Source organism: Peribacillus sp. FSL P2-0133 (genome assembly GCF_037975445.1).
Taxonomy (GTDB): domain Bacteria; phylum Bacillota; class Bacilli; order Bacillales; family DSM-1321; genus Peribacillus; species Peribacillus simplex_E.
The window spans coordinates 2,189,939-2,212,371 of sequence record NZ_CP150254.1; the positions used below are offsets into that span (position 1 = coordinate 2,189,939).

Annotated in this window: 15 protein-coding genes; 12 read left to right on the forward strand and 3 right to left on the reverse strand. The window is 35.8% G+C overall.

Annotated elements, in window-relative coordinates:
• Window positions 1-405 precede the first annotated feature (405 nt).
• Window positions 406-603 carry a hypothetical protein gene (locus tag MKY17_RS10555; RefSeq protein WP_098373197.1) on the reverse strand — a complete coding sequence of 66 codons (198 nt, stop codon included), beginning with the start codon at window positions 601-603 and terminating at the stop codon, window positions 406-408.
• Window positions 604-1,581: 978 nt separating this feature from the next.
• On the opposite strand from MKY17_RS10555, the gene MKY17_RS10560 reads away from it, so the two are divergent.
• The 6 genes from MKY17_RS10560 (at window position 1,582) to MKY17_RS10585 (ending at window position 8,378) form a co-directional block, all read left to right on the forward strand.
• Window positions 1,582-2,514 (forward strand): glycerophosphodiester phosphodiesterase family protein, encoded by a 933-nt coding sequence (locus tag MKY17_RS10560; RefSeq protein ID WP_286177206.1) that lies wholly within the window; start codon window positions 1,582-1,584, stop codon window positions 2,512-2,514.
• Window positions 2,515-2,632: 118 nt separating this feature from the next.
• Window positions 2,633-3,511, forward strand: a complete 879-nt coding sequence (locus tag MKY17_RS10565) for an endonuclease/exonuclease/phosphatase family protein (RefSeq protein WP_286177205.1) — start codon at window positions 2,633-2,635, stop codon at window positions 3,509-3,511.
• Between the two features lie 1,162 nt (window positions 3,512-4,673).
• Window positions 4,674-5,249, forward strand: coding sequence for a TetR/AcrR family transcriptional regulator (locus tag MKY17_RS10570; RefSeq protein ID WP_098373196.1), 576 nt, complete (start codon window positions 4,674-4,676; stop codon window positions 5,247-5,249).
• A 111-nt stretch (window positions 5,250-5,360) separates the two neighbouring features.
• Entirely contained in the window at window positions 5,361-6,227 is an 867-nt protein-coding gene (locus MKY17_RS10575) for an alpha/beta hydrolase (RefSeq protein WP_098373195.1), read from the forward strand.
• Window positions 6,224-7,282 carry an alkene reductase gene (locus MKY17_RS10580; RefSeq protein ID WP_098373194.1) on the forward strand — a complete coding sequence of 353 codons (1,059 nt, stop codon included), beginning with the start codon at window positions 6,224-6,226 and terminating at the stop codon, window positions 7,280-7,282. The genes MKY17_RS10575 and MKY17_RS10580 overlap by 4 nt, the downstream gene beginning before the upstream one ends.
• A gap of 103 nt (window positions 7,283-7,385) precedes the next feature.
• Window positions 7,386-8,378 carry an NADP-dependent oxidoreductase gene (locus MKY17_RS10585; protein WP_098373193.1) on the forward strand — a complete coding sequence of 331 codons (993 nt, stop codon included), beginning with the start codon at window positions 7,386-7,388 and terminating at the stop codon, window positions 8,376-8,378.
• 306 nt (window positions 8,379-8,684) lie between these two features.
• Here the strand turns inward: MKY17_RS10585 and MKY17_RS10590 are convergent, their stop codons facing one another.
• Window positions 8,685-9,329: a GntR family transcriptional regulator gene (locus tag MKY17_RS10590; RefSeq protein ID WP_098373192.1), complete on the reverse strand. Its 645-nt coding sequence runs from the start codon at window positions 9,327-9,329 to the stop codon at window positions 8,685-8,687.
• Between the two features lie 551 nt (window positions 9,330-9,880).
• On the opposite strand from MKY17_RS10590, the gene MKY17_RS10595 reads away from it, so the two are divergent.
• The 6 genes from MKY17_RS10595 (at window position 9,881) to MKY17_RS10620 (ending at window position 19,850) form a co-directional block, all read left to right on the forward strand.
• The gene (locus tag MKY17_RS10595) at window positions 9,881-11,098 is read left to right on the forward strand and encodes a cystathionine gamma-synthase family protein (RefSeq protein ID WP_098373191.1); all 1,218 of its coding nucleotides are present in this window, start codon (window positions 9,881-9,883) and stop codon (window positions 11,096-11,098) included.
• 37 nt (window positions 11,099-11,135) lie between these two features.
• Window positions 11,136-12,176 (forward strand): homoserine dehydrogenase, encoded by a 1,041-nt coding sequence (locus MKY17_RS10600; RefSeq protein ID WP_098373190.1) that lies wholly within the window; start codon window positions 11,136-11,138, stop codon window positions 12,174-12,176.
• 65 nt (window positions 12,177-12,241) lie between these two features.
• The gene (locus tag MKY17_RS10605) at window positions 12,242-13,696 is read left to right on the forward strand and encodes an aldehyde dehydrogenase family protein (RefSeq protein ID WP_098373204.1); all 1,455 of its coding nucleotides are present in this window, start codon (window positions 12,242-12,244) and stop codon (window positions 13,694-13,696) included.
• A 134-nt stretch (window positions 13,697-13,830) separates the two neighbouring features.
• Window positions 13,831-15,267: an amino acid permease gene (locus MKY17_RS10610; RefSeq protein WP_098373189.1), complete on the forward strand. Its 1,437-nt coding sequence runs from the start codon at window positions 13,831-13,833 to the stop codon at window positions 15,265-15,267.
• A 786-nt stretch (window positions 15,268-16,053) separates the two neighbouring features.
• Window positions 16,054-16,737 carry a response regulator transcription factor gene (locus MKY17_RS10615; RefSeq protein WP_098373188.1) on the forward strand — a complete coding sequence of 228 codons (684 nt, stop codon included), beginning with the start codon at window positions 16,054-16,056 and terminating at the stop codon, window positions 16,735-16,737.
• Between the two features lie 653 nt (window positions 16,738-17,390).
• Window positions 17,391-19,850 (forward strand): SpoIID/LytB domain-containing protein, encoded by a 2,460-nt coding sequence (locus MKY17_RS10620; protein WP_179891171.1) that lies wholly within the window; start codon window positions 17,391-17,393, stop codon window positions 19,848-19,850.
• A gap of 663 nt (window positions 19,851-20,513) precedes the next feature.
• Here MKY17_RS10620 and MKY17_RS10625 read toward each other — a convergent pair.
• Complete coding sequence (locus tag MKY17_RS10625) at window positions 20,514-21,878, reverse strand: citrate:proton symporter (protein ID WP_063235454.1); 1,365 nt, start codon at window positions 21,876-21,878, stop codon at window positions 20,514-20,516.
• Window positions 21,879-22,433 lie beyond the last annotated feature (555 nt).

Consider the following 22,433-nt stretch of genomic DNA (forward strand, 5'->3'; position numbering starts at 1 on the left):
ACCATAATATGAGTGCTTTTTTCTTGATTTTTATTAGAAGAACTCGGTGTTATCAATTTATCGTTGATGTCCATAGGGGGCCATAAAGAGGAGGATTAGTCGAAAATAGGGGGAAGCAAAAGGGACACTATCTATTTTGAACGATATCATAAAAACGGCCGTAAAGAAGCTGGTACAGGGTATTTCTACTTGTTCTGACCTTCTTGTTTCCACGTAAGTAAAAAAAACTGTAGGTTAGCACCAAAACCACCCTTTGGTAGCCAAGAGGGTTAATAAAAGGGGATTTATTCTATATACTGTTCCAGGTATTGGCCTCACCTAGGGTAGACTAGAAAACATCATGGACTTCTTATTCTACTATTTAGGGTTGCAGGGTTGTTTCTCTTAGTAGTTTCTCGGCTTCAATTATACAAAAGCACCCTTGTCATGTAGGTATTCAAGTGAGATACCCCTTTTTAATGCTGTTTGTTCCATTAATCTAATTTCATGATACATAGCACCAGACAAAATTCCTTTTTCAATGTTCTTATTTATTTCATAATAAAATCCTGCCAATAATTCTAACGGTAATTCATCGTAAAGGGAACTTTTTTTGTTCTCCATAAAGCACCTCCTCATTCTACCAATAAAACATAAGGGATTTTAAGGGGAGCTTTCAAGCTAGGGAAACCCTGAATTTGACCGAATACAGAGTTTTTTTGTATTTAAATAACATGATTGATGAATCACTGTTTCCTATTCGGAAGAAGCTAGCTGTTGCATAAAATAGGGGATTTCTCTTCTATGTACTGTTCTCGGTATTGGCCCACCTACGCCAGATACTATGACGGCCACGCATGCCATCCAACCTATTATCATCACAAAAGAAAGCGCTTACACTGTAAAGGATTTCATTTAGAAATATGAGCAAAAACCCTTGGTATGATAAAAGTGATCCTAGGCTGATAGGATGAAGGGACTAAAATTAACAAAATCAGCAGATCTATTATTTTAATAATATCCAAAAAAAAATGTTGTATTTCACAAAAATGGTTGAGCGCCGTTTAAAGCTAAAAAATTTCCGAAATGGGCGGTATAGCATTGTTACACCCGTTCGTAAAAGTACACTTTTACGAACTTTTTTTGATTGTTACTTATTTAAAATAGACTTTATTAAACAATGCTTTTGATTTTTTTTCTTCAACAAACGGGTCTGGTTGTTAAGGAAAACTCCTGAAAAAAATGTATTTTATACTACTATTTTAAGTTTCTATTATTAATGTTGGATTAAATCATTTGTTCAATGCTCACAATAAAACCTCTACCTATAAACGGATTCCTATTATTCTCTTGAATTTTACCTTTCTTAATTCTATCTTAACATCTACGTAAATGAGGATTTATACTTTCAATCTATTCTTATTAATGTACCGGATTTAATAAGGAGTGGAGAGTAAATGAAAAAAAAAGATTTTAGCCGCAGTGTTTGCTGCACTAATGATGTGTTCAGCACAGCCTGCTTTGGCTGATAATGGATCAGACCTTTCTGACAATAGGAGCTTCGATCCGAAGCCCTTTGACCTTCAGGCACACCGCGGGGGAATGGGGCTTACTGTCGAGTCGACCATTGCATCGTTCTCCCATGCACTTGAAATGGGTGTGAATACACTTGAGCTTGACGTACAAATCACAGAGGACCACCAGGCTGTTGTCACGCACGATCGCAAAATTTCGGGAAGAAATTGTAAGGATACAAGCCCTGCGTTCGCTAGTGATCCAGAGTTCCCTTACGTAGGCAAGTATATAAAGGACCTAACTCTTGCTCAGATCCGCACGATGGACTGTGGCACAAATACCAAGCCTGAATACCCAGAGCAGCAACCAAGCACAGGCGCTAAAATGCCGTTACTGAGCGAGGTTATCGACCTTGTGAAGCAATACAAAGCCAATAAGGTGTGGATGAACATTGAGACAAAGGTAGAGGCTGGTGCATCGTGGGAGACAGCTCCACGTGAAGAGTTCGTACAAATCGTCGCTCAACACGTTCGCGAGGCAGGATTGCTTGACCGCGTTTCAATTCAAAGCTTTGACTGGGGCGCGCTTATGCGTATGAAAGAGGTAGAGCCAAGCTTACCTGTCGTTGCATTGACCAATGGTCCGCAATTCTTACAGCCAGGCCAACCGGGGGCTTCACCGTGGTTGGGTGGAATCGACATCGATGACTTCGGTGGAGACCTTGTGGCGGCAGCCAAATCGTTTGGCGCGGATGCAATCTCCCCTGTTCACGGCTTTCCACAAAACGGCAAAATCACTGACGAGAACTACGTACCTTATGTAACAAAGGACATGGTGGAGGATGCGCACAAGTCAGGCATGAAGGTCATCCCGTGGTTAATCAACGATATGCCAACGATGAATAAGCTTATTGACGACGGAGTCGACGGAGTCATCACCGACTACCCAGACCGTCTGCGTGAGGTCATGGAGGAGCGTGGATTCAAACTGCCTAAGGGCTATAAGGCACCGAAAAGTTAGAAGTTTAAATAGTTAAAGATTAAATAATTCAATTCAAATCTTTTTCTAGATACTATCTATAATAAAAATTGTTTATACTCTAAAAATGGTTAATAGAAAACTTTGAGAGGTGTTAGGCTTGCTTAAAAAATTATTTATTTTATTGCTGTCCATGATTCCTATGTTCTCGTACAGCAGTGAAACTCATGCCACAGAACTACCAATGTTTGAAAGAGGTAATGAGACTGACATTAAAGTTATGGCTTATAATATTCATCATGGAGAGGGCACAGATGCCATTTTGGATTTGAAAAGAATTGCAGACATTATTAAAACATCGGGTGCTGATATCATTGGTTTGCAAGAAGTAGATAATCATTTTTCCGAGAGAAGTAATTTCGAAGATCAAGCGAAATGGTTGGCAAATTACTTAGGAATGCATTATGCATACGGTGCAAATCTTGACTATGAACCTTTACAAGAAGGAGAACACCGTCGCCAATACGGAACGGCCGTGTTAAGTAAATATCCTATCCTTTCTGCCGAAAATCATCTGCTCACTAATATACCATATCCAGTAAACCCTACAGAACAGCGCGGTCTTTTTGATACTGTGATTAACGTAAGAGGAAATCATGTTCACTTTTACAATACGCATCTTGACAATAAAAGAGCTGAACAGAGGGATCTACAAATCAGGGAGATACTTGACATTGCAAAACAAAAAGAAGGAACAAGTATCTTTGTAGGAGACTTCAATGCTACACCTGAAAGCTCAGAAATTCTAAAGATGACTGCACAATATAAAGACGTATTTGCTGAACTCGGTCAAAATGATGACTTTACCATTCCTGTAGATAAACCAGATCGTCGCATCGACTATATTTTCACTTCTGAAGATGTCAAAATTAGGACTGGGGAAGTTATAAACACTAATGCATCTGATCATTTACCAATTACAGCAGAGTTAGTACTGAAAAAAAATTTGCCATTTAATAATGGGATAGGCAATAATTAGCCCTTAATAAGGACTACCTATCCTTGATTATGTGAATACGAAACCCCTCAGTAAAGAAACTGAAGGGGTTTTTTGTTAGGTGCAATTTTTAAACCACAAATTTATCTCAAGAGCTTAACATTTTTAGTACCTGCATTAATTCCTCAAAGTCTTCCTTTGCACCTGATACTTTTTCTTTTAAAATTTTATTCTCAGCCCAAATTATTTAATACATCTAGTTCTAGAGATTGATCAATCGTCCTGACTTAATAATGAATCTAATATATACATTATTTATTGAGAATTTAAACGACTCTATATAAATTCAGATTACTGTAATGAGCACACACAACAATGAGAAAGTGCTATATTGACTCATTAATTTACATAATACACATTATAAGAGGTCTGTTCAAAGTAAGATGGAATTATTTGGAGTAGCAATAGTTCATAGATGAAATGTAAATTGAGTTCCTATGTGTTTTACAAGTCATGTCATATTTGCACCCTAACGGAAGCTTATATGAAAATTGCTGAAAACCATTTCGGGAAAGTGAAGGGTGGTTATATATCCTATCGTTCTTTTTATGTACGGTAGGATTGGTTTATAAAGATGGAATTAAAAAGTTCGCTTCAGCAAATGGAATTTGCTGAAATGGGGGAGGAGATGAAGTTAAAGCCAATAAATAGATTCCTGCCTTAGTAATATTGTAGAGTTGAAACCAACATACCCAAGAATTAGTAAGTATGGATGTTTCCCCATCTGGTTAGATGGGAAAGTCCATATCGGAGGAGATTGACGCTTATCTAGCTCTGTAAGCATCAATATAAAGATGATTTTCTTGAAAACCTCGATTTTCCTCTAAGGCCGTTTCTAGCTAAGTTATGTATTTCCTTGATGTGAGATAAACGAATGTTAAGAAAACAATCCTGATGAGACTAAACGAATAGAAGAAATGTTTAGGGGTACCCCTAAGTAACGTTAATGGCTAACATTGTGATATGTAGCAAATGTGTTGGGGATTATTGGTTAGTTATAATTCTTTACTAATCATTCTAAAAAGGGTATTATTTAATTATGGTTTGAAATTCATGTGTTTATTTTAGAACGTCCATTCTACATTGGATTATGACGTTTGTTTTTGTTAGTATTGGTTCATGGATTTTTTTAAGGAGAAATAAAATGGCTAGAAGTAAAGAGTTTGACGAAAAAGCAGTATTAAGAAAAGCAATGGAGCTTTTCTGGGAACAGGGTTATGAAAAAACATCCATGCAAGATTTGGTGGATCATATGGGGATACACCGCAGGAGTATATATGACACATTTGGTGACAAGCGTTCATTGTTTTTAGCTTCCCTTAATCACTATGAAGAGTTCATCGTCAATGAGATGGAAAGCATAATTAGTAGCACTTCATCCATTAAACAGGCGATACGTGATGTTTTTATTTTCATACTGAATTCCATTGAACAATACCCCAAAGGTTGTCTATCAGTAAATGCAGCCATTGAATTATCTTTGTTGGACAAAGAAATTGGATGCATAGTTACAAAAATGTTTAACCGTACTGAAGATATGTTTAATAACCTTATAAAACGGGGCCAAACTAGTGGAGAGCTATCAAAAGAAATCGATTCTGATAACACATCTCGTTTCTTACACAACAATTTGGTAGGTATAAGAGTACTAATAAAAACTAATTACAATAAAAAAGAATTAGAAGGCATCATCACTCTAGCACTTTCAGTGTTGGACTAGCTTTCTTTTTTTTACCCTTTTTAGAACGTTCATTCTAAAATTATCATAAAACAAACCATCATAATGCATACTTTTAAAATCGTTTTTTAATTTCTAAGGAGGAACACAAAAATGACAAACTTTAAAATACCAACAGAATCAGAATTTATTGAAGCGGATGGAACTCGTTACGCATATAGAAAATTTGGTACACAAGATGGTATACCAGTAGTATTTCTTGTTCACTTTAGAGGAACGATGGAAAACTGGGATCCAAACATGCTTGAACCTATTGCACATACACGCCCAGTAATCTTATTTGACAATAAAGGGGTTGGTGAGACCGATGGACTAACGCCTACTACAATTGCTGATATGGCAAAAGATACAGCAACATTTATAAAGACTCTTGGATTAGAACAAGTTGACATTCTTGGTTTTTCCATTGGTGGCATGGTTGCACAAGAGCTAGCTTTGCAAGAAGGAGATTTAGTAAGAAAAATTATTATGGCAGGTACTTCGCCTGAATCTGGTATTAATCCAAATCCAGAGATTTTTGAAAGAATGAATCGTCACGGCGGAACGGAAGAAGATGGAATAAATGATTTTATGTTCTTTTTCTACGAACAAACCGAAACAAGTAAATCTGCAGGAATGGCTTCACTACAAAGAATTTTTAATCAGAAAAAAGTAAACAGTTCAGAACAAGTAAAAGGGGCACAATTACAAGCCATTGCAAAATGGGCTAAACAAAAATCTAATCATAATTATGAATGGTTACAAAACATCAAACACCCTGTACTTGTTACTAATGGTGTTAATGATGTGATGGTACCGACTAAAAACAGTTATATCTTAACAGAGAAATTACCCAAAGCACAGCTGATTATATATCCTGATTCTGGTCACGGGCATCTGTTTCAATTTCCAGAACTTTTTGCAGAACACGTAAATTCATTTCTTGATTCTAATTCTTATTCAAAGGGAGTATTCATATGAGCAGATTATTTGAAAAAGTTCGTATAGGAAACATTGACTTAAAAAATCGTATAGGTATGGCTCCGATGACTAGAAGTAGAGCTTTACCAGATGGTACGCCGAGCGATTTAGTAGCAGAGTACTATGGTCAGCGTGCTTCAGTCGGTTTAATTATAAGCGAAGGAACCCAACCTTCAGATGATGGGCAAGGCTACACTAATACACCTGGTATTTATACAGAAAATCATATTAAAGGGTGGAAAAAAGTAACTTCTAAAGTTCATAGTGAAGGCGGTCATATTTTTGTTCAGCTTATGCATGTGGGACGTGTATCACACCCTGATAACACACCTCACCACCGCCTAGCAGTTGCACCGTCAGCTATTGCACCTGGTGTAGAAATTTTCACGGCAGAAGGAATAAAAGAAATTCCAACACCAAGAGAATTGAGTGAGCTTGAGATAAAAGATGTTATCAATGAGTTTCGTTTAGCAGCACGTTCAGCAATTGAAGCTGGTGCAGACGGAGTTGAAATTCACGGAGCGAATGGTTATCTGATCCAACAATTCCTTAGTGAAAACTCCAATCATCGTCAAGATGCATACGGTGGTACGATTGAGGGTCGTTCTCGATTCGCTATTGAAGTAGTTAAAGCAGTTGTTGATGAAATAGGAGCAGAAAGAACAGGCATCCGTTTTTCTCCTCAAGGAACACTGCAAGGCATTGATGAGGGGGAAAATAGCCTTGCGATGTATCGCTATTTAATAAGTGAATTAAATAAGCTTAACCTTGCATATCTGCATTTAATGCACTTTGGAAACGAGCAATTCCTAAAAGATATGCGTCAACTTTGGGATCAATCACTTCTTGTTAACCGTCCAGGTCTTCCTCTAGATCAACTTTCGGCTGATGTAGATAATAATCTTGCAGATGTTGTCACAGTAGGCACTTGGGTACTAGCTAATCCAGACTTTGTAGAACGGATTCAATCAGGTGCTCCCCTAAACGAACCTGATAAAAACACGCTCTATGCAGGAGGAAAAGAAGGTTATACAGATTATCCTTTCTTAAAATAATTTATTTAATATGAATATCCCCTCTAGGGATATTCATAATCTTTTTTCTTAGGTTCGTTATGAAAAGATACATGTGCGTTAAATAAAAATGTGGAGGATTATAATGAAAGCTTTAGCAATTGAAAACTACGGTAAAAAACCAATTTTTTTAGACTTCCCTATGCCCAAAATAAATAATGACGAGGTCTTAGTTGAGATATATGCGGCAAGTATAAATCCTCTTGATACAAAAATTCGAAAAGGTGAATTAAAATTATTATTGAAATACAAGATGCCGTTAATTTTAGGAAACGATTTTTCTGGAAAAATTGTTGAAGTAGGTACTAGTGTCACGAAGTTTAAAGTCGGTGATGAGGTATATGGTCGACCTAGAGCAAAAAAAATGGGAACTTTTACTGAATATCTCTCTGTTAACCAAGAAGATATTGCATTAAAACCTAAAAATTTAAGTTTTGAAGAAGCCGCCTCCATCCCTCTAGTCGGATTGACATCCTACCAAGCTTTACATGATATTCTGCGAATTGAAAAAGGACATAAAATATTAATACATGCAGGGTCAGGGGGAGTAGGAACATTTGCTATCCAACTTGCAAAACATATGGGTGCTTTTGTCGCAACTACAGCTAATGATGGTAGCGATTTAGTAAAATCTCTTGGCGCTGACGAAGTTATTAATTACAAGACAGAAAAGTTCGAACATTCGATTCGTGACTACGACGCAGTTCTTGATACCATTGGGGGGGCGACGTTAGAGAGATCATTTGTAACATTAAAAAAAGGAGGAAAGATTGTTTCTATATCTGGAATCCCGAATGGACGCTTTGCTAAAGAAAACGGATTTAGCTCATTTAAAAAAACCTTATTTTCAATTGCAAGTTATAAACTTACGAAGCAAGAAAAAAAACATAATGTCCAATACACGTTTCTTTTTATGAAGCATAGTGGAGAGCAGTTGAAAATTTTAACAGAAATGTTAGAGTCAGAAGTGATTAAGCCTACACTTGATAAAGTTTTTATTTTCGAAGATGCCCAAAAAGCATTGGAGTATGCAGAGGCGGGAAGAGCAAAAGGGAAAATAATACTTAAATTAAAATAATTAGTATTATCTAACAAACCTTTCCTTAGGTGGAAAGTGTTTGTTTTTTAACTTATCGAGGTTGCTTATAGAACTAACGGGTGCGTTAGTCTATAAGAAGAAGTAAAAAAGTCGATTCCTAAACGTAGCGGAGATCGACTTTTCAGGTTGGAATTCTCTTAGCGTATAAAATTTCCGAAATGGGCGGTATAGCATTGTTACTGTTCGTAAAAGTACACCTTTATGGACAATAAAAAGCCCTTAATAGAAGAAAAAAGGGCATTTTTGTATTTTATTTCCTATAAGTTAGCTTATGTTAACTATGAACTATATCATATCTAAATGAGTTATTTCCCAATGTTTATTCTTAATAAGTTGCTCTAAATTCTCTTTATCTCTTTTTTTAAAATAATTGGTAATTTCTTTATGATCTTCATTCATTTGCTCTAATACGGCAAAAAGCTTTTCTTCATTATTACTTAAATAAATTTGTCTAACAAAACTATTTTGTAAAGAATCAAGAAGATCTATTAATGTAGGATTATTGCATTTATCAATATATACTTTATGGAATTGATTTTGGTATTTTTGATAATCTAAATAGTTTTTTGTTGAAATTGAAAATTCAATTTTCTTAACCAAATCTTCCATACGTTCAATATCATTATCTGTGATATGCTCTAAAGATAATGAGGCTGCTAAAGAATCCAATACACTAACAATTCGAAAAACATCTAGCTTTTTTTTGGTATCAAGTTCTTTTACAATAAATCCTTTTCTAGGAAGATACTCGAGCAAATTGTCTGAAGCTAGTTGTATCAAAGCTTCCCTTACAGGAGTTCTACTTACTTCTAATTTTTCGCATAATACCGATTCATTTATCTTATGATTAGGAAGTAAGGTTCCGTTCTGAATTCTTTCAGTTATATAATCATATACGAGATCTTTTAATGATTGATATCTATTTTTGATAGCGTTTCCTCCTAAGCCAAAAAATTAATATTATATAGTATACAATATATAATTAGAAATTCTTGTCTTTTATATTAGCACCTTCTTTTAAAGACTTCAATATCTCTATTATTTATTATATTTAAGATATAAACCGACTCCTACTTCCATTTTTATTTATGAATTGTTGTTTTAAGTGATTCAAGTTGATATAGTATATAGCCTTAGAAATAAGGCAGTTTAAAGAATTTATAAGAATAAAATAATAAAGCATTGAAAAATAGATAAGTTAATTGTATAATTCGATATGTGAAATATTTTCTGACTATTCTGTACTATATACAATATACAATATAAAGTATATTGCGTGCTTTTGTTTTAAGATTTTTAAACTATTTGTATTAGATACCTTAATGTTAAGTAATAAACCCAAGAAAACATTGGTGAAAACTGTTATTTGGAAGGGGGATTTTTTTTGGAGTATAAAATATACAATATATTATATACAAAATAAAATTTAAGTTTCAACAAGACCATTTTTACAAAGTTATAAAATTAGAGGTGAGAAAAATATGAGTGAGAATAACTTTAAAGATGTGCAAGATGGAACAAAAGCGGTATGGGCAGGAGAAAAAGAATCTCTTGCTTATAATGCAACCCAAGTTCCTGTAGTTCTTAGTGTAGCCTACAATTACGATGACGTAGACGAATGGCAAGAAGTTGCCCTTGGAAATAAACCTGGTTATACCTATAATCGAATGGCAAATCCAACTGTTCAAGCTCTGGAAGAAAAAGTAAGGATACTCGAGGGGGCAGAGAAAGCTGTAGGTTTTTCATCAGGAATGGCTGCTATTAGTAGTACATTATATACATTTCTAAGACCAGGAGATCGGGTTGTATCAGTTAAAGATACTTATGGAGGAACCAATAAAATTTTTACTGAATTCTTGCCCAATCTTGATGTCGATGTGACATTGTGTAATACCGGAAACCATAAAGAAATTGAAGCTGAAGTGGTCAAAGGGTGTAAAGTGCTATATTTAGAGTCTCCTACTAACCCTACTATGAAAGTTACTGATATTGAGAGGATAGCGAGAGTCGGAAAATCAGTAGGTGCATTAGTTATCATAGATAATACGTTTGCTACTCCAATTAATCAAAATCCTCTTCAATTAGGAGTTGATATTGTAGTCCATAGTGCAACTAAATTCTTAAGTGGACATGCAGATGCATTAGGTGGCATAGTATGTGGCTCTAAAAAATTAATGAAAAAAGTCTATCATTATCGTGAAATTAATGGAGCAACTATGGACCCATGGTCTGCCTACCTTATTTTAAGAGGGATGAAAACGTTAAAGCTTCGTGTACGGCAACAGGAAAAAAGTGCAATGGAGATTGCAAAGTATCTACAAAAGAAAAAGCTTGTTGAAGCAGTTTATTACCCGGGATTGGAAGCGCATCCACATCATGATATCGCAAAGAAACAAATGAGAGGGTTCGGTGGGATATTAAGTTTTGTATTAAAAGATGAAATGAAAGCTATCAAAATTTTATTATCAAAATTAAAATATGCAAACAAAGCTGGAAACCTTGGAGCCGTTGAAACTATATATGGGCCTGCAAGAACGACTAGCCATGTTGAATGTACTATTGAAGAGCGTAAAGCCCTTGGTATCCCAGAAGGTTTAGTTCGTATCTCTGTAGGTATCGAAGATACAGAAGATCTTATAGCAGATTTAGAGCAAGCTTTTTCTTACTTAGAATCCAATTACCCTGTTAGCTGTAGTTGAAAGCATAAAATATTACTAATGGAAGAGGTATTGAAATATGACACATAAGATAGCATTACTTGGATTTGGTGTAGTTGGTCAAGGGTTAGCTGAAATTTTACAAGATAAAAGTGAGTCACTACGTAGTGGGTTTAACTTTGATGCAAAAATCGTTGCTATTTCTGATGTTATGAAAGGTTCCCTTTATGATCCTAAGGGGTTGGATCTTTCTTTAGCGTTACAAACTGTAAAGGAAACAGGAAAATTAGATAGTTACCCTGAAACCCCTAGCTTGGTAAGAGGGTGGGATAGTTTTCAAACAATACGTGAGAGTAATGCAGACACTGTTGTTGAAATTACCTTTACTGATGTAAAAACAGGACAACCTGCCATTGATCATTGTAGAGCAGCATTTGAAAGCAAAAAGAACGTAGTAATGAGTAATAAAGGTCCGGTTTCTCTAGCTTATCAAGAGTTAGCTGAATTAGCAAAAAAAAATGATGTTCGTTGGGGCTTTGAAGGAACAGTTATGAGTGGAACCCCAGCATTAAGAATGCCTCTGAGTTCATTGGCAGGGAACAGCATTTTTGAAATACGAGGGATTTTAAATGGAACAACTAATTATATCCTAACTAAAATGGAAGAAGGATTGAGTTATCAAGATGCATTGTCAGAGGCACAAGCTCATGGTTATGCAGAGGCAGATCCGACTAGCGACGTTGAGGGATATGATGCTCAATATAAAGCTACCATTCTTGCTAACATTGTAATGGGTATTCCAATGAAACGAGAAGAAGTAGAATGTGAAGGGATTAGTCATCTTACGGAAAAGGACATTGAGTGGGCAAAATCAGAAGGTAAGAGATGGAAGTTAATTGCTAAATGTATAAAGGATGGCGATAAAGTCATTGCAAAGGTAGGACCTGAAGCTATACCTCTTACAGATCCTCTAGCTGGAGTTTTAGGTGCACAAAATGCTATTACTTATGATTGTGATTTAGCTGGCCCAATAACCTTAATTGGAGCGGGAGCTGGACGTAAAGAAACAGGATTCTCGATTCTTATTGACTTAATCAACATTAACCGTGATCAATTATAATTATAATTCGTTTCATTCTTAAAGCTATAAGTTAAAAATTACTTATCATGAGGTGATTTTGTATGATGTTTACTGACAATTTAATAAATAAAAATAAGATGTTTCTTGCTGGGGAATGGGTATCTCGTGATAAAAGCATTGAAGTCTTGGATCCACAGGATCATAGTTTAATCACAACAGTTCCTGCTGCTAATGAAAGAGACGTCATTTATACTATTGAAGAAGCAAAAAAAGGAGTAAAAATAGCAGCAGATATGTCAACACATGAAAGAATTGCTATTCTTCATCGTGCTGCGGACTGGATCTTTGAAAATAAGGAAAGATATGCAACTACCATTGCTCGTGAGGGAAGTAAAACAATTAAAGAAGCAAGAAAAGAAGTACTACGTTGTATTGAAACACTTCGTATAAGTGCTGAAGAAGCAAGGAGAATTAATGGAGAAACCATTTCATTTGATCAAATGCCAGGAAGCGAAGATCGCATAGGTTACTATTATCGTTTTCCTATTGGAATTATTGTAGCTATAACACCTTTTAACGATCCCTTAAATCTTGTTGCACATAAAGTGGGTCCTGCTATTGCTGCTGGGAACGCTATTATTGTAAAACCAGCAACTGTAACACCATTAAGTGCTCTCTTATTGGCAGAAGCTTTTGAAAAAGCCGGTTTGCCACCGAAAGTTTTATCCGTCATTACCGGTTATCCAAGTGACATGGGCGATAGTCTAATTACTCATTCAGCTATACGAATGATTTCTTTTACAGGAGGACTTGCCACTGGCAAAGCAATTATTCAAAAAGCAGGCTTGAAAAAGATATGCATGGAGCTTGGATCAAACTCACCAGTTATTGTATTGAAAGATGCTGATTTAGAAGAAGCTGTGAAATCAACTGTTTCTGGAGCCTTTTGGGCAGCTGGACAAAATTGCTTAGGGGTACAGAGAATATATGTTCAAGAAGGTATTTATCATGACTTTATTGGTAAATTTATTGATCGTACTCAACAATATCGAGTAGGTGATAAATTATTAGAAGAAACAGATATGGGACCAATGATTTCCGAAATAGAAGCAAAACGTGTTGAAAGTTGGGTAAATGAAGCTGTTGAGAAAGGTGCAAAGTTGCTTTGTGGTGGAAAACGTGAAGGATCTTTTTATCAACCTACTGTTTTAGTTAATGTACCAGAAGATTGTAAATTGGCAACTGAAGAGGTTTTTGGCCCAGTTGTTACCATTTATAATGTTCCTGATCTTGATACAGCAATTTCCCAATCCAATAGTGTAGATTTCGGATTGCAAGCAGGTATATTCACTCGTGATTTAGACAAGGCATTAAGAGCCATACGTAAACTTGATGTAGGTGGAGTTATGGTAAATGATAGTTCAGATTATCGCATTGATGCGATGCCTTTCGGAGGTGTAAAAGGTTCTGGTTTAGGTCGTGAAGGAATTAAGTTTGCGCTTCAAGAAATGACTGAACCAAAAGTTGTTTGTTTTAAAGTTAATAATAAAACAATATGATAACGTAAGGACTGACCTGTGCAGGTCAGTCTTTATGTTAAAGATTCTGATTTTTCTGTAAAAATATAAACTTTGTATATTGCTATCTATTAAAATAAGTACTTACAGAGAGTAAATAACGAGGAGGAGACTAGATGCCAAACACAAATAATACCAATGAAAACCAGTTGAAACGTTCAATGAAAAGTAGGCATTTGTTCATGATTTCGCTAGGTGGTGTAATTGGAACGGGTCTTTTTCTGAGCAGTGGATATACAATTAGCCAAGCTGGACCAGGAGGTACGATTCTCGCTTACTTAGTAGGCGGGTTAATCATGTACCTTGTCATGTTATGCCTGGGGGAACTAACTGTTGCTATGCCAGTAACAGGTTCATTCCAAACTTACGCTACCAAATATATCGGTCCTGCCACTGGATTTACTATTGGTTTAATGTACTGGCTTACTTGGGTGGTAACGGTAGGTTCCGAATTTACTGCCTCTGGACTATTAATGCAGAGGTGGTTTCCTCACACTTCTGTTTGGATGTGGAGCGCCGTCTTTGCGATTCTAATTTTTTTACTTAATTCCTTTTCAGTAAAAATATTTGCAGAAACCGAATTTTGGTTTTCAGGTATAAAAATAATTACTATTATCTTATTTATTGTGCTTGGAGGATCTGCAATGCTTGGATTTATTCCAATGGATGATAGAGCCTCTGCCCCCATGCTTTCTAATTTCACTGGAGATGGAGGGCTTTTCCCAAATGGCCTGCTTCCAGTTTTTATGGCTATGATTTCCGTTAATTTTGCCTTTTCAGGAACAGAACTTATTGGCATTGCTGCTGGAGAAAGTGAAAATCCAGAAAAAGACGTTCCTAGATCTATTAGAAATGTAATTTGGCGAACAATGTTTTTCTTTGTTGGTGCAATTTTTGTGTTATCTGGGTTAATCTCTTGGAAAGAAGCAGGAGTCATTGAAAGTCCATTTGTGATGGTTTTTGACAACATCGGAATTCCTTATGCAGCTGATATTATGAACTTTGTTATTATTACAGCTTTACTCTCAGTAGCAAACTCTGGTCTATATGCATCTACTCGTATGTTATGGTCACTTTCAAATGAAAAAATGATAAGTTCATTTTTAGGAAAGGTAACGTCAAATGGAGTACCATTGAATGCTTTAGCTGTAAGTATGGCAGTAGCTTGTTTATCTCTATTATCTAGTGTATTTGCACCTGATACAGTTTATGTAGTACTTGTGGCTATATCAGGATTTGCAGTAGTAGTAGTTTGGATAGGGATTGTTTTATCACAATATATGTTCCGTAAACATTTTTTGAAAATGGGTGGAGATATTAAAAATTTAAAATTCCGTACACCACTTTATCCTTTTGTACCCATTGCTGCTTGTGTTTTGTGTCTTGCTTCTTGTATAGGTCTTGCTTTTGATACGAGCCAAAGAATTGCTCTGTATTGTGGAGTACCTTTTATTATTTTATGCTATCTCTTCTACTATATGAAAAATCGAGGAAATAAGAATCAGATAAATTCTAATAATGAAACGGATGATTATATTAGGAATATTAAGTAAAGATATTTTTTGTAAAAAATGAGAAATCTTACAAGATCTTTGGTTTATCGATTTTTAACGTACTAATTTAAATTATTGAACTAAGTGACTTACTCGTTCTTGAATTTTACTAATGAATGGTTTACTTCATATTGAAGGATTACAGTTTCACCACTACAAAGGGCAAAACCATCTCTTGTCATGGATTAAAATGTAAACATTTGTGGAATGAGCAGGAATGATTTTCCTCTCCTCCCACGAACAACAGGTTTGATATTCCTACGATAAAAAATAGCACCTCCAATTGTTAGATGGTATCTAACAATTGGGGTGCAGTTCAGTAACGGTAAACCCTCACTTAGTAAAAAGGAATAGAGAAAACCGTGACGATACTCAGTCGAAAAGAAAGATGCCCTGGTCATCCGTTGATATGGTGAAAGATGGTTCCTACGCATTTGTCAGGAACACTTCAAAATCATTATATTTTCCTTTTATATGAAGTTCAGAGGTGAATTCTCATTAGTTTTATTCAATGCGTATTTACGCTAGATCTGATTTCATGCAGTATAAGGACCGATGCATAAGTTTATTTTTATGAAAAATTTTAATTGATGTGTATATTTACGTATTATTATGTAGTTCATAATATAAATTAAATCTATGTTTTTATTAGAATAAACTTGAAAGCGAAATGAAGATTGATTCACAACCAGGGGCAGGCACTTTGGTGATTATTAAAGTTCCCTATCATTTACAAATTTTAGAGAATAAGAATAGTCTTTTAAATAAATTAGGAGGAAGAAACCGTTGAAGACTAGTATCACCATTATCGATGACCATCAGCTTTTCCGTGAAGGCGTTAAGCGTATATTAGATTTTGAATCCTCCTTTGATGTTGTTGCCGAAGGCGATGACGGAAGCGAGGCTATGGATCTTGTTAAAACACACAAACCAGATGTTGTTATCATGGATATCAACATGCCGAATATGAACGGTGTCGAAGCGACTAAAATGCTTGTAAACCGTTACCCTGAAACGAAAGTCATCATTTTATCGATTCATGATGATGAAAACTATGTACAGCATGCATTGAAAACAGGAGCACAAGGTTATCTCTTGAAAGAAATGGATGCAGATGAGTTAATTGATGCTGTTCGTGTAGTTGTAGAAGGTGGCTCATACCTTCATCCAAAGGTAACCCATAATCTAGTCAAAGAATATCGCCGTTTAGCTGCTGAAGAGGGGGCTGATCGTGATTCAGTGCATGCTGTAGAGATCAGAAGACCGCGTCACCTATTGACTCGACGCGAGTGTGAAGTTCTTCAACTTTTAGCAGACGGAAAAAGCAACCGTGCCATCGGCGAAACTTTATACATCAGTGAAAAAACAGTAAAAAACCATGTGAGTAACATTCTTCAAAAAATGAATGTAAACGACCGTACACAAGCTGTTGTTCTAGCTATTAAAAAAAGCTGGGTAGAAGTGAAATAATTTACCTTATGATAAGTCCGGCTCTTCAGTTTTCGCAATTCTTGCTGAAGAGCTGGACTTTTTCATGAAACGAGCCTTAGAAGCAATTCTAAATGCTCTTTTTTTTTGAGGTTATATTGTTGTTTTGAAAAAATTGGACTTTTTCACTGTTTTTATGGAGTCCTTCACTTGTTTTAAACATGGAAATCTACTATTCCGAACTGTGTCCTTCCTTCTTCTCTTGCCTAATTAGGGGTACTGACGGCAAAACGCGGAAATCGTACGCTAAGACATTTTTGGAGAGAAAAGACCCTAATTTCCTTACGCTAAGCAGGAAATTAGGGTCTTTTTATGTCCTTAAAGGGCATTGCTCCTGAATATCAAGGAAAAAAACTATCAAAACCATTACTTAGTGCAGCTATGAACATCTTAGCCGATCACCATTCAAAAGCATATCTTACATCTCAAACTACAAGTTATCAAGCTATCAAAAGGAAACCTCGGATCTATAATATGTAAGTGTGCATCAAAAAACCCCATTTCCATCTTTTACTGGTTGTGCTGGTGATGATAATTATGTGAGACCCCTACAATAGTAAAATACCACCCCGTGTCTAATTATGGATGGTATACTATTATTTAGGTATTTCTCTAAAGTCAGAGGAGGTTATTCAATGAAAAAGGTACAGAATGGAATATGGATGTTTGTTACACTTGTTCTCATGCTATCTTTACTTCCAGAAATGTCTGTTAAGGCGGCAACCGACCCGATCATTAAGGTTAAATTAAAAGGCTACCTTGGTAACAAATCTGAGATTACCGTCGAACCGGAAGTCACGTACACTACGAATCTAGCAAATGTAAAACTAGAATCGAACAAGAAGTATACGTTGAGGGTCAGAGGTACTGACATTGTTGTTCTGACAGATTCAAAAGAAATAGGCAAAGCTTCTGAGATTGAAGTGAAACCTGAAACAGGGAACGGTCCACTTTCGATTAATGGCCGTACATACTTAGGTAGTTTCCGTTTTATTATGGAAGATGGGAAATTCATCCGTCCGTATAACTCGATTGGTCTTGAAGATTATTTAAAAGGGGTTGTTCCAGCTGAAATGCCGGCTTTATGGAATCAGGAAGCCTTAAAGGCACAGGCTGTTGCGGCAAGAACCTATGCAATGAGCTACATCAACAGAATGCCCGATGACACAGTGAGTTTCCAGGTATACGGTGGCTATGCTTGGCACGAAAATTCAACAAAAGCTGTTAAAGCAACAGATGGTCAGGTCATTGGTTATGGTGATAAACAACATATAGGTTCAGATGCTCTTTTTTACTCTAGCAATGGAGGAAAAACGGAGTCCAACAAAAATGTTTGGGGCGGCACAGAGCGACCATATTTAATGGTCAAAAACGATCCATATGATCCGCAAACTGCATGGAGCTTTAGTGTAAAAAAGCATCAAATAGACCTTACAAACTTAGATCTGACAAAAGCAGATACATGGTGGGCTAATACGAAGGAATCCGAACAAACACAAGAAATTTCTAATATAAGAGCATGGCTGCAGTCAAATGGCTATACAGGCAAAGACATTAAAATTATCGCTGTCCCTTTACTCACCCTTCAAGCACCAACAAGTGGCGGCAGGGTGAGTAAAGGAAGTATTAAGATTGAATTTATGGTGAAAGAAAAGGGGAAGGCGCTACAACACAGTGTAATATTAGAAGATGTAGCGGCTTCGAAAATTAGAGACATTATAGGTCAGAGCTTCATGAAAAGCTTTTTAATAGACAAAGTGGATACTGCAAAGGATACGATTAACGTTTCAGGTAAAGGCTTCGGCCATGGTGTCGGACTAAGCCAGTATGGCGCGAAAAAAGCTGGCGAACAGGGATATACGTTTCGCGAGATTCTTGCATTCTATTATGAAGGGACAAGCTTAAAACAAGCTTATAAGCCAGAACCTGAGGAAGTAGAACCTGTAAAGCCGGAACCGGCACCTATCATTCCAACGCCAATCCCAACACCAGTTCCGGAACCGGCACCTAAAGATGAAACAGCACCAACCATTAATGATATAAAAACGTATTACGATACTAAAACAAACCAAGTAAAATTAACCTTTAATACGAATGAAAAAGCGAATGTGACAGTAGAAGTTAAGGATGAAAAAGAGGATGTAGTCGCTTCTCTTGTTAAAGGGGACGAAAAGCCATCAGGATCGCAATTAGCCGTTTGGGATGCTTCAAGGGTAAGCAACGGTTCATACACCTTTGAAGTTAGAACGATTGATAGTAGTAGAAATTCAAGTTCAGCATCTGTTCCATTTTCATTAACAAAGCCTGACACAACAGCTCCAGTTATTAATAATACAAATACCTCATATCACTCAAAAACGAATAAGGTTTTTCTGAAGTATGAGACCAATGAAAAATCAAAGGTTACTGTTCAAGTAAAAGACGCAAAAGGTAAAATCCTAGCTACTCCGATCAATAATACAGAGAAAAATGCCGGTATCCAATGGACATCGTGGAATGTATCGAAGGTTTCGAACGGTAAGTACTCATTTGAAATTGCAACGATCGACAGTAATCAAAATAAAAGCTCAGCAACGGTTACATTTACATTAATAAAACCCGATACAACGGCACCTTCCATTAAGAATATAAAAACCTCATATGATTCAAAAACGAATAAAGTTGATTTGAAGTATGAGATTAACGAAAAGGCGAAGGTAACCGTTCAAGTAAAAGATGCAAAAGGCAAAACCGTGGCGACACTGACCAATAATACTAATAAAAATGCCGGTGTCCAAAGTGCATCATGGGATGTATCAAAGGTATCGAACGGAAAATATACGTTTAACATTACAGCGATAGATCTAAGTAAGAACAAACGTACAACGACGACTTCCTACACATTAAACAAACCGGCAGCGAAAAATATGACTGGTAGGGTCAATGCTACAAAGTTAAATGTCCGTTCCAAACCATCCACATCAGGGAAAGTTCTTGGCTCTTTGAAGAAAAACCAAATCGTTACCGTCATTACTAATAGCAGTTCTTGGTACAAAATTCAGTACGGTAAGGAAACAGGTTATGTATATGGAAAATACTTAACGAACGTCCAATAACGAAATCAATCAATGAAAAGCCCTAATCAATATTTGGTGAGCACTGAACTTTGAATTATTTAAAAGTCTAAAGTTAACAAAAAAATTAAACCTTTATTGTTAATTAGGTAGCGTATGGCATGAACCCGGTAACCTACTAGGTTCATGCTTTTTAAAAAAAAAAGAAACACAGAAAGTTTTGTTTATGCGTAAAATAACTATTTTACGTATCATAAGCGGAACTAGAAGGATTATTACCGTTTATTTGATAAAGGAATAGATGAAAAACAGAGTAATTAGCCCTAACAACCTATAACTTTTAGAGATATTTTGCACTTTTTTATACTTATTTTGCTTGGATAAAAAATAAATGATTACACAAATTAGTCCTGACTAATTTGTGTAATCATTTTACATCTTTTACATGCCCTTAGCAGCGACAAGAGTTTGATAGAATGCACCTTTTATCCTTGTGTAACTACATTCTGCGTACAAAATAATAATGCTAAAAGGAATTCCAATCACACAGTTATAATGCGTTAGTAGCTTATACCACGATTGTTTTCACACGTTATGAGTGCTCGAGAAGAGGCGGATCCAAAAACAATTGGTCAACTCTTCTATTTGTGTTGTGATGAAAATGGAAGATATTTGTTTCGCTCAAGCTCTTATAAGGACTTTTTCCTAAATCGGCAATGCCCCGGTTAATGTATAAACAACTAGGTATATAAGTAGAATGGGCCAAGCATAAATTACATACTTTTTTTGAAAGTCTATAAAGTTTGTCTCCGTAGAATCAACTAACATATATAGAGCTGGAATAACTGGTGAAATTAGACGGAATGCCTGTCCCACCATGGAAGCTACAGCTGCTTCGCTAGCAGAAATTCCATATTGACCCATAACATCTGACATAACGCCGGCAATCCCAAAGTAGAAAGCATCTTGCGGTAAAAATGTAATTGCAGGTGCTGCAATTAACGCGTAGATTGGTGCCATATTTGAGCCTAATGATTCTGGGATCATAGCTGTAATAGATGTTGCTAAAGCTGTTGACATCCCACTACCTGTTAAAACGCCAGAGAAAACCCCGGCAGCCAAAGTTGCCAAAGCTGGTGCTAAAGCATCTGCTGCTAAGTCATCAATTCGTTCATTAATAAGACTTGTTGACTTATAGTTTACCGTAAGGGCAATTGCTGCACCTATACCAAATAAAACACCGCCATGTGCAACATCCATCACAAGCATAACTAAAATAGCAAGCGTTAAAATCAAATTAAAAGCATATAGCTTAGGTCTCTTTAATTCAGGATCTTTTAGACGAATAGCGTTTAACATACTTTCCAATTGCTCTGGAGAAATATCTTTAGCAGTCTTAGGATCAAAGTTTAAGCGTTTTCTTTCTTTTATTCCGATAAAATAAGCCATAAAAATTGCAAATACTTCAGCAACTAGCATTCCGGGCAATAAATCTGCAAACAGTTCGCTAATACTTACACCCATTGCTGTGCTTGCAGCAATTGTTGGGCCTCCCCATGGTAATTGATTAAAAATTCCAATAGGGGTAACAATAATTACTGCTAAATAAATTAGCTTAATATTCATTTGTTTATAAAGTTGAAGGAAAGCAGCAACACAAATAATAATAGTTGTAGTAGTATCACCATTCATAGTGACTACTGTCGCAGTTAAAACTGTTGCCATTGTAACTTTCAATGGGTCCCCTTTAGCTTTTTTAATAAAGAATTCGCATAAAGGGTCAAACAAACCGACATTAAGCATTAAACCAAAATACAACACAGCAAATAAGATAACAATAGCAGGTGAAATAACCCCAGTAGAAACCTTTCCTGTTTCTTCATCTACACTAAATAAAATACCTTCTTTAATCCATTCAAAGAGATCCAAAAAGGAAGCACCCGTTACAAAGGTTGCAATTGCTCCAAAAACAAATGGAATAATTGTTAATGCCCCGAAAACAGATAATTTATTTTTTGAGAGAAGTACAATGAATACAATGATCATTAATAATGCTAGGAATGTTAACATACAAACCAGCTCCCGTATAAAGTATGAACTTAAGTTATTTGTAATTTTAAATAGTTACTACGCTATTAAGCTATGAATATATTTATCTTTTATCCAGAACCTTATCAGAGGGCCAACTTTTAAGGAGGTTTTAGGTTCTTTTTCATTTACTCGATGAAAATAACTTGTTAGCAATGGAAGCGTATACAAAAATGTTCATCCCTTAATTTAATACGAAAAAACAAATCGTGAGATGTAGGAGAATACATTGGTAGGCAATGTTACTAAACGTTATCTTTTCTTTACGTACACCTCCATTTCTTTAATTTTTGAGTGACAGGGCTTTTTTCTAAAATCCAGGTCTCCAGCTTAAGAATGATTACAAATGGGAATTTTAGTTGAAAGCGCATCCAATAAAATCATTCCTTGTATTTCTAAATCTGATTGTATGTTAATGTATACGTTAATGTCAACTTAATTTTTAGAATATTCAACCTTTTTTAATGTTGAATTTATAAAAAATATAGGAATATACATTATTTATAGGGAAAGTTTCGTTTTTATTCAGAAATTAAT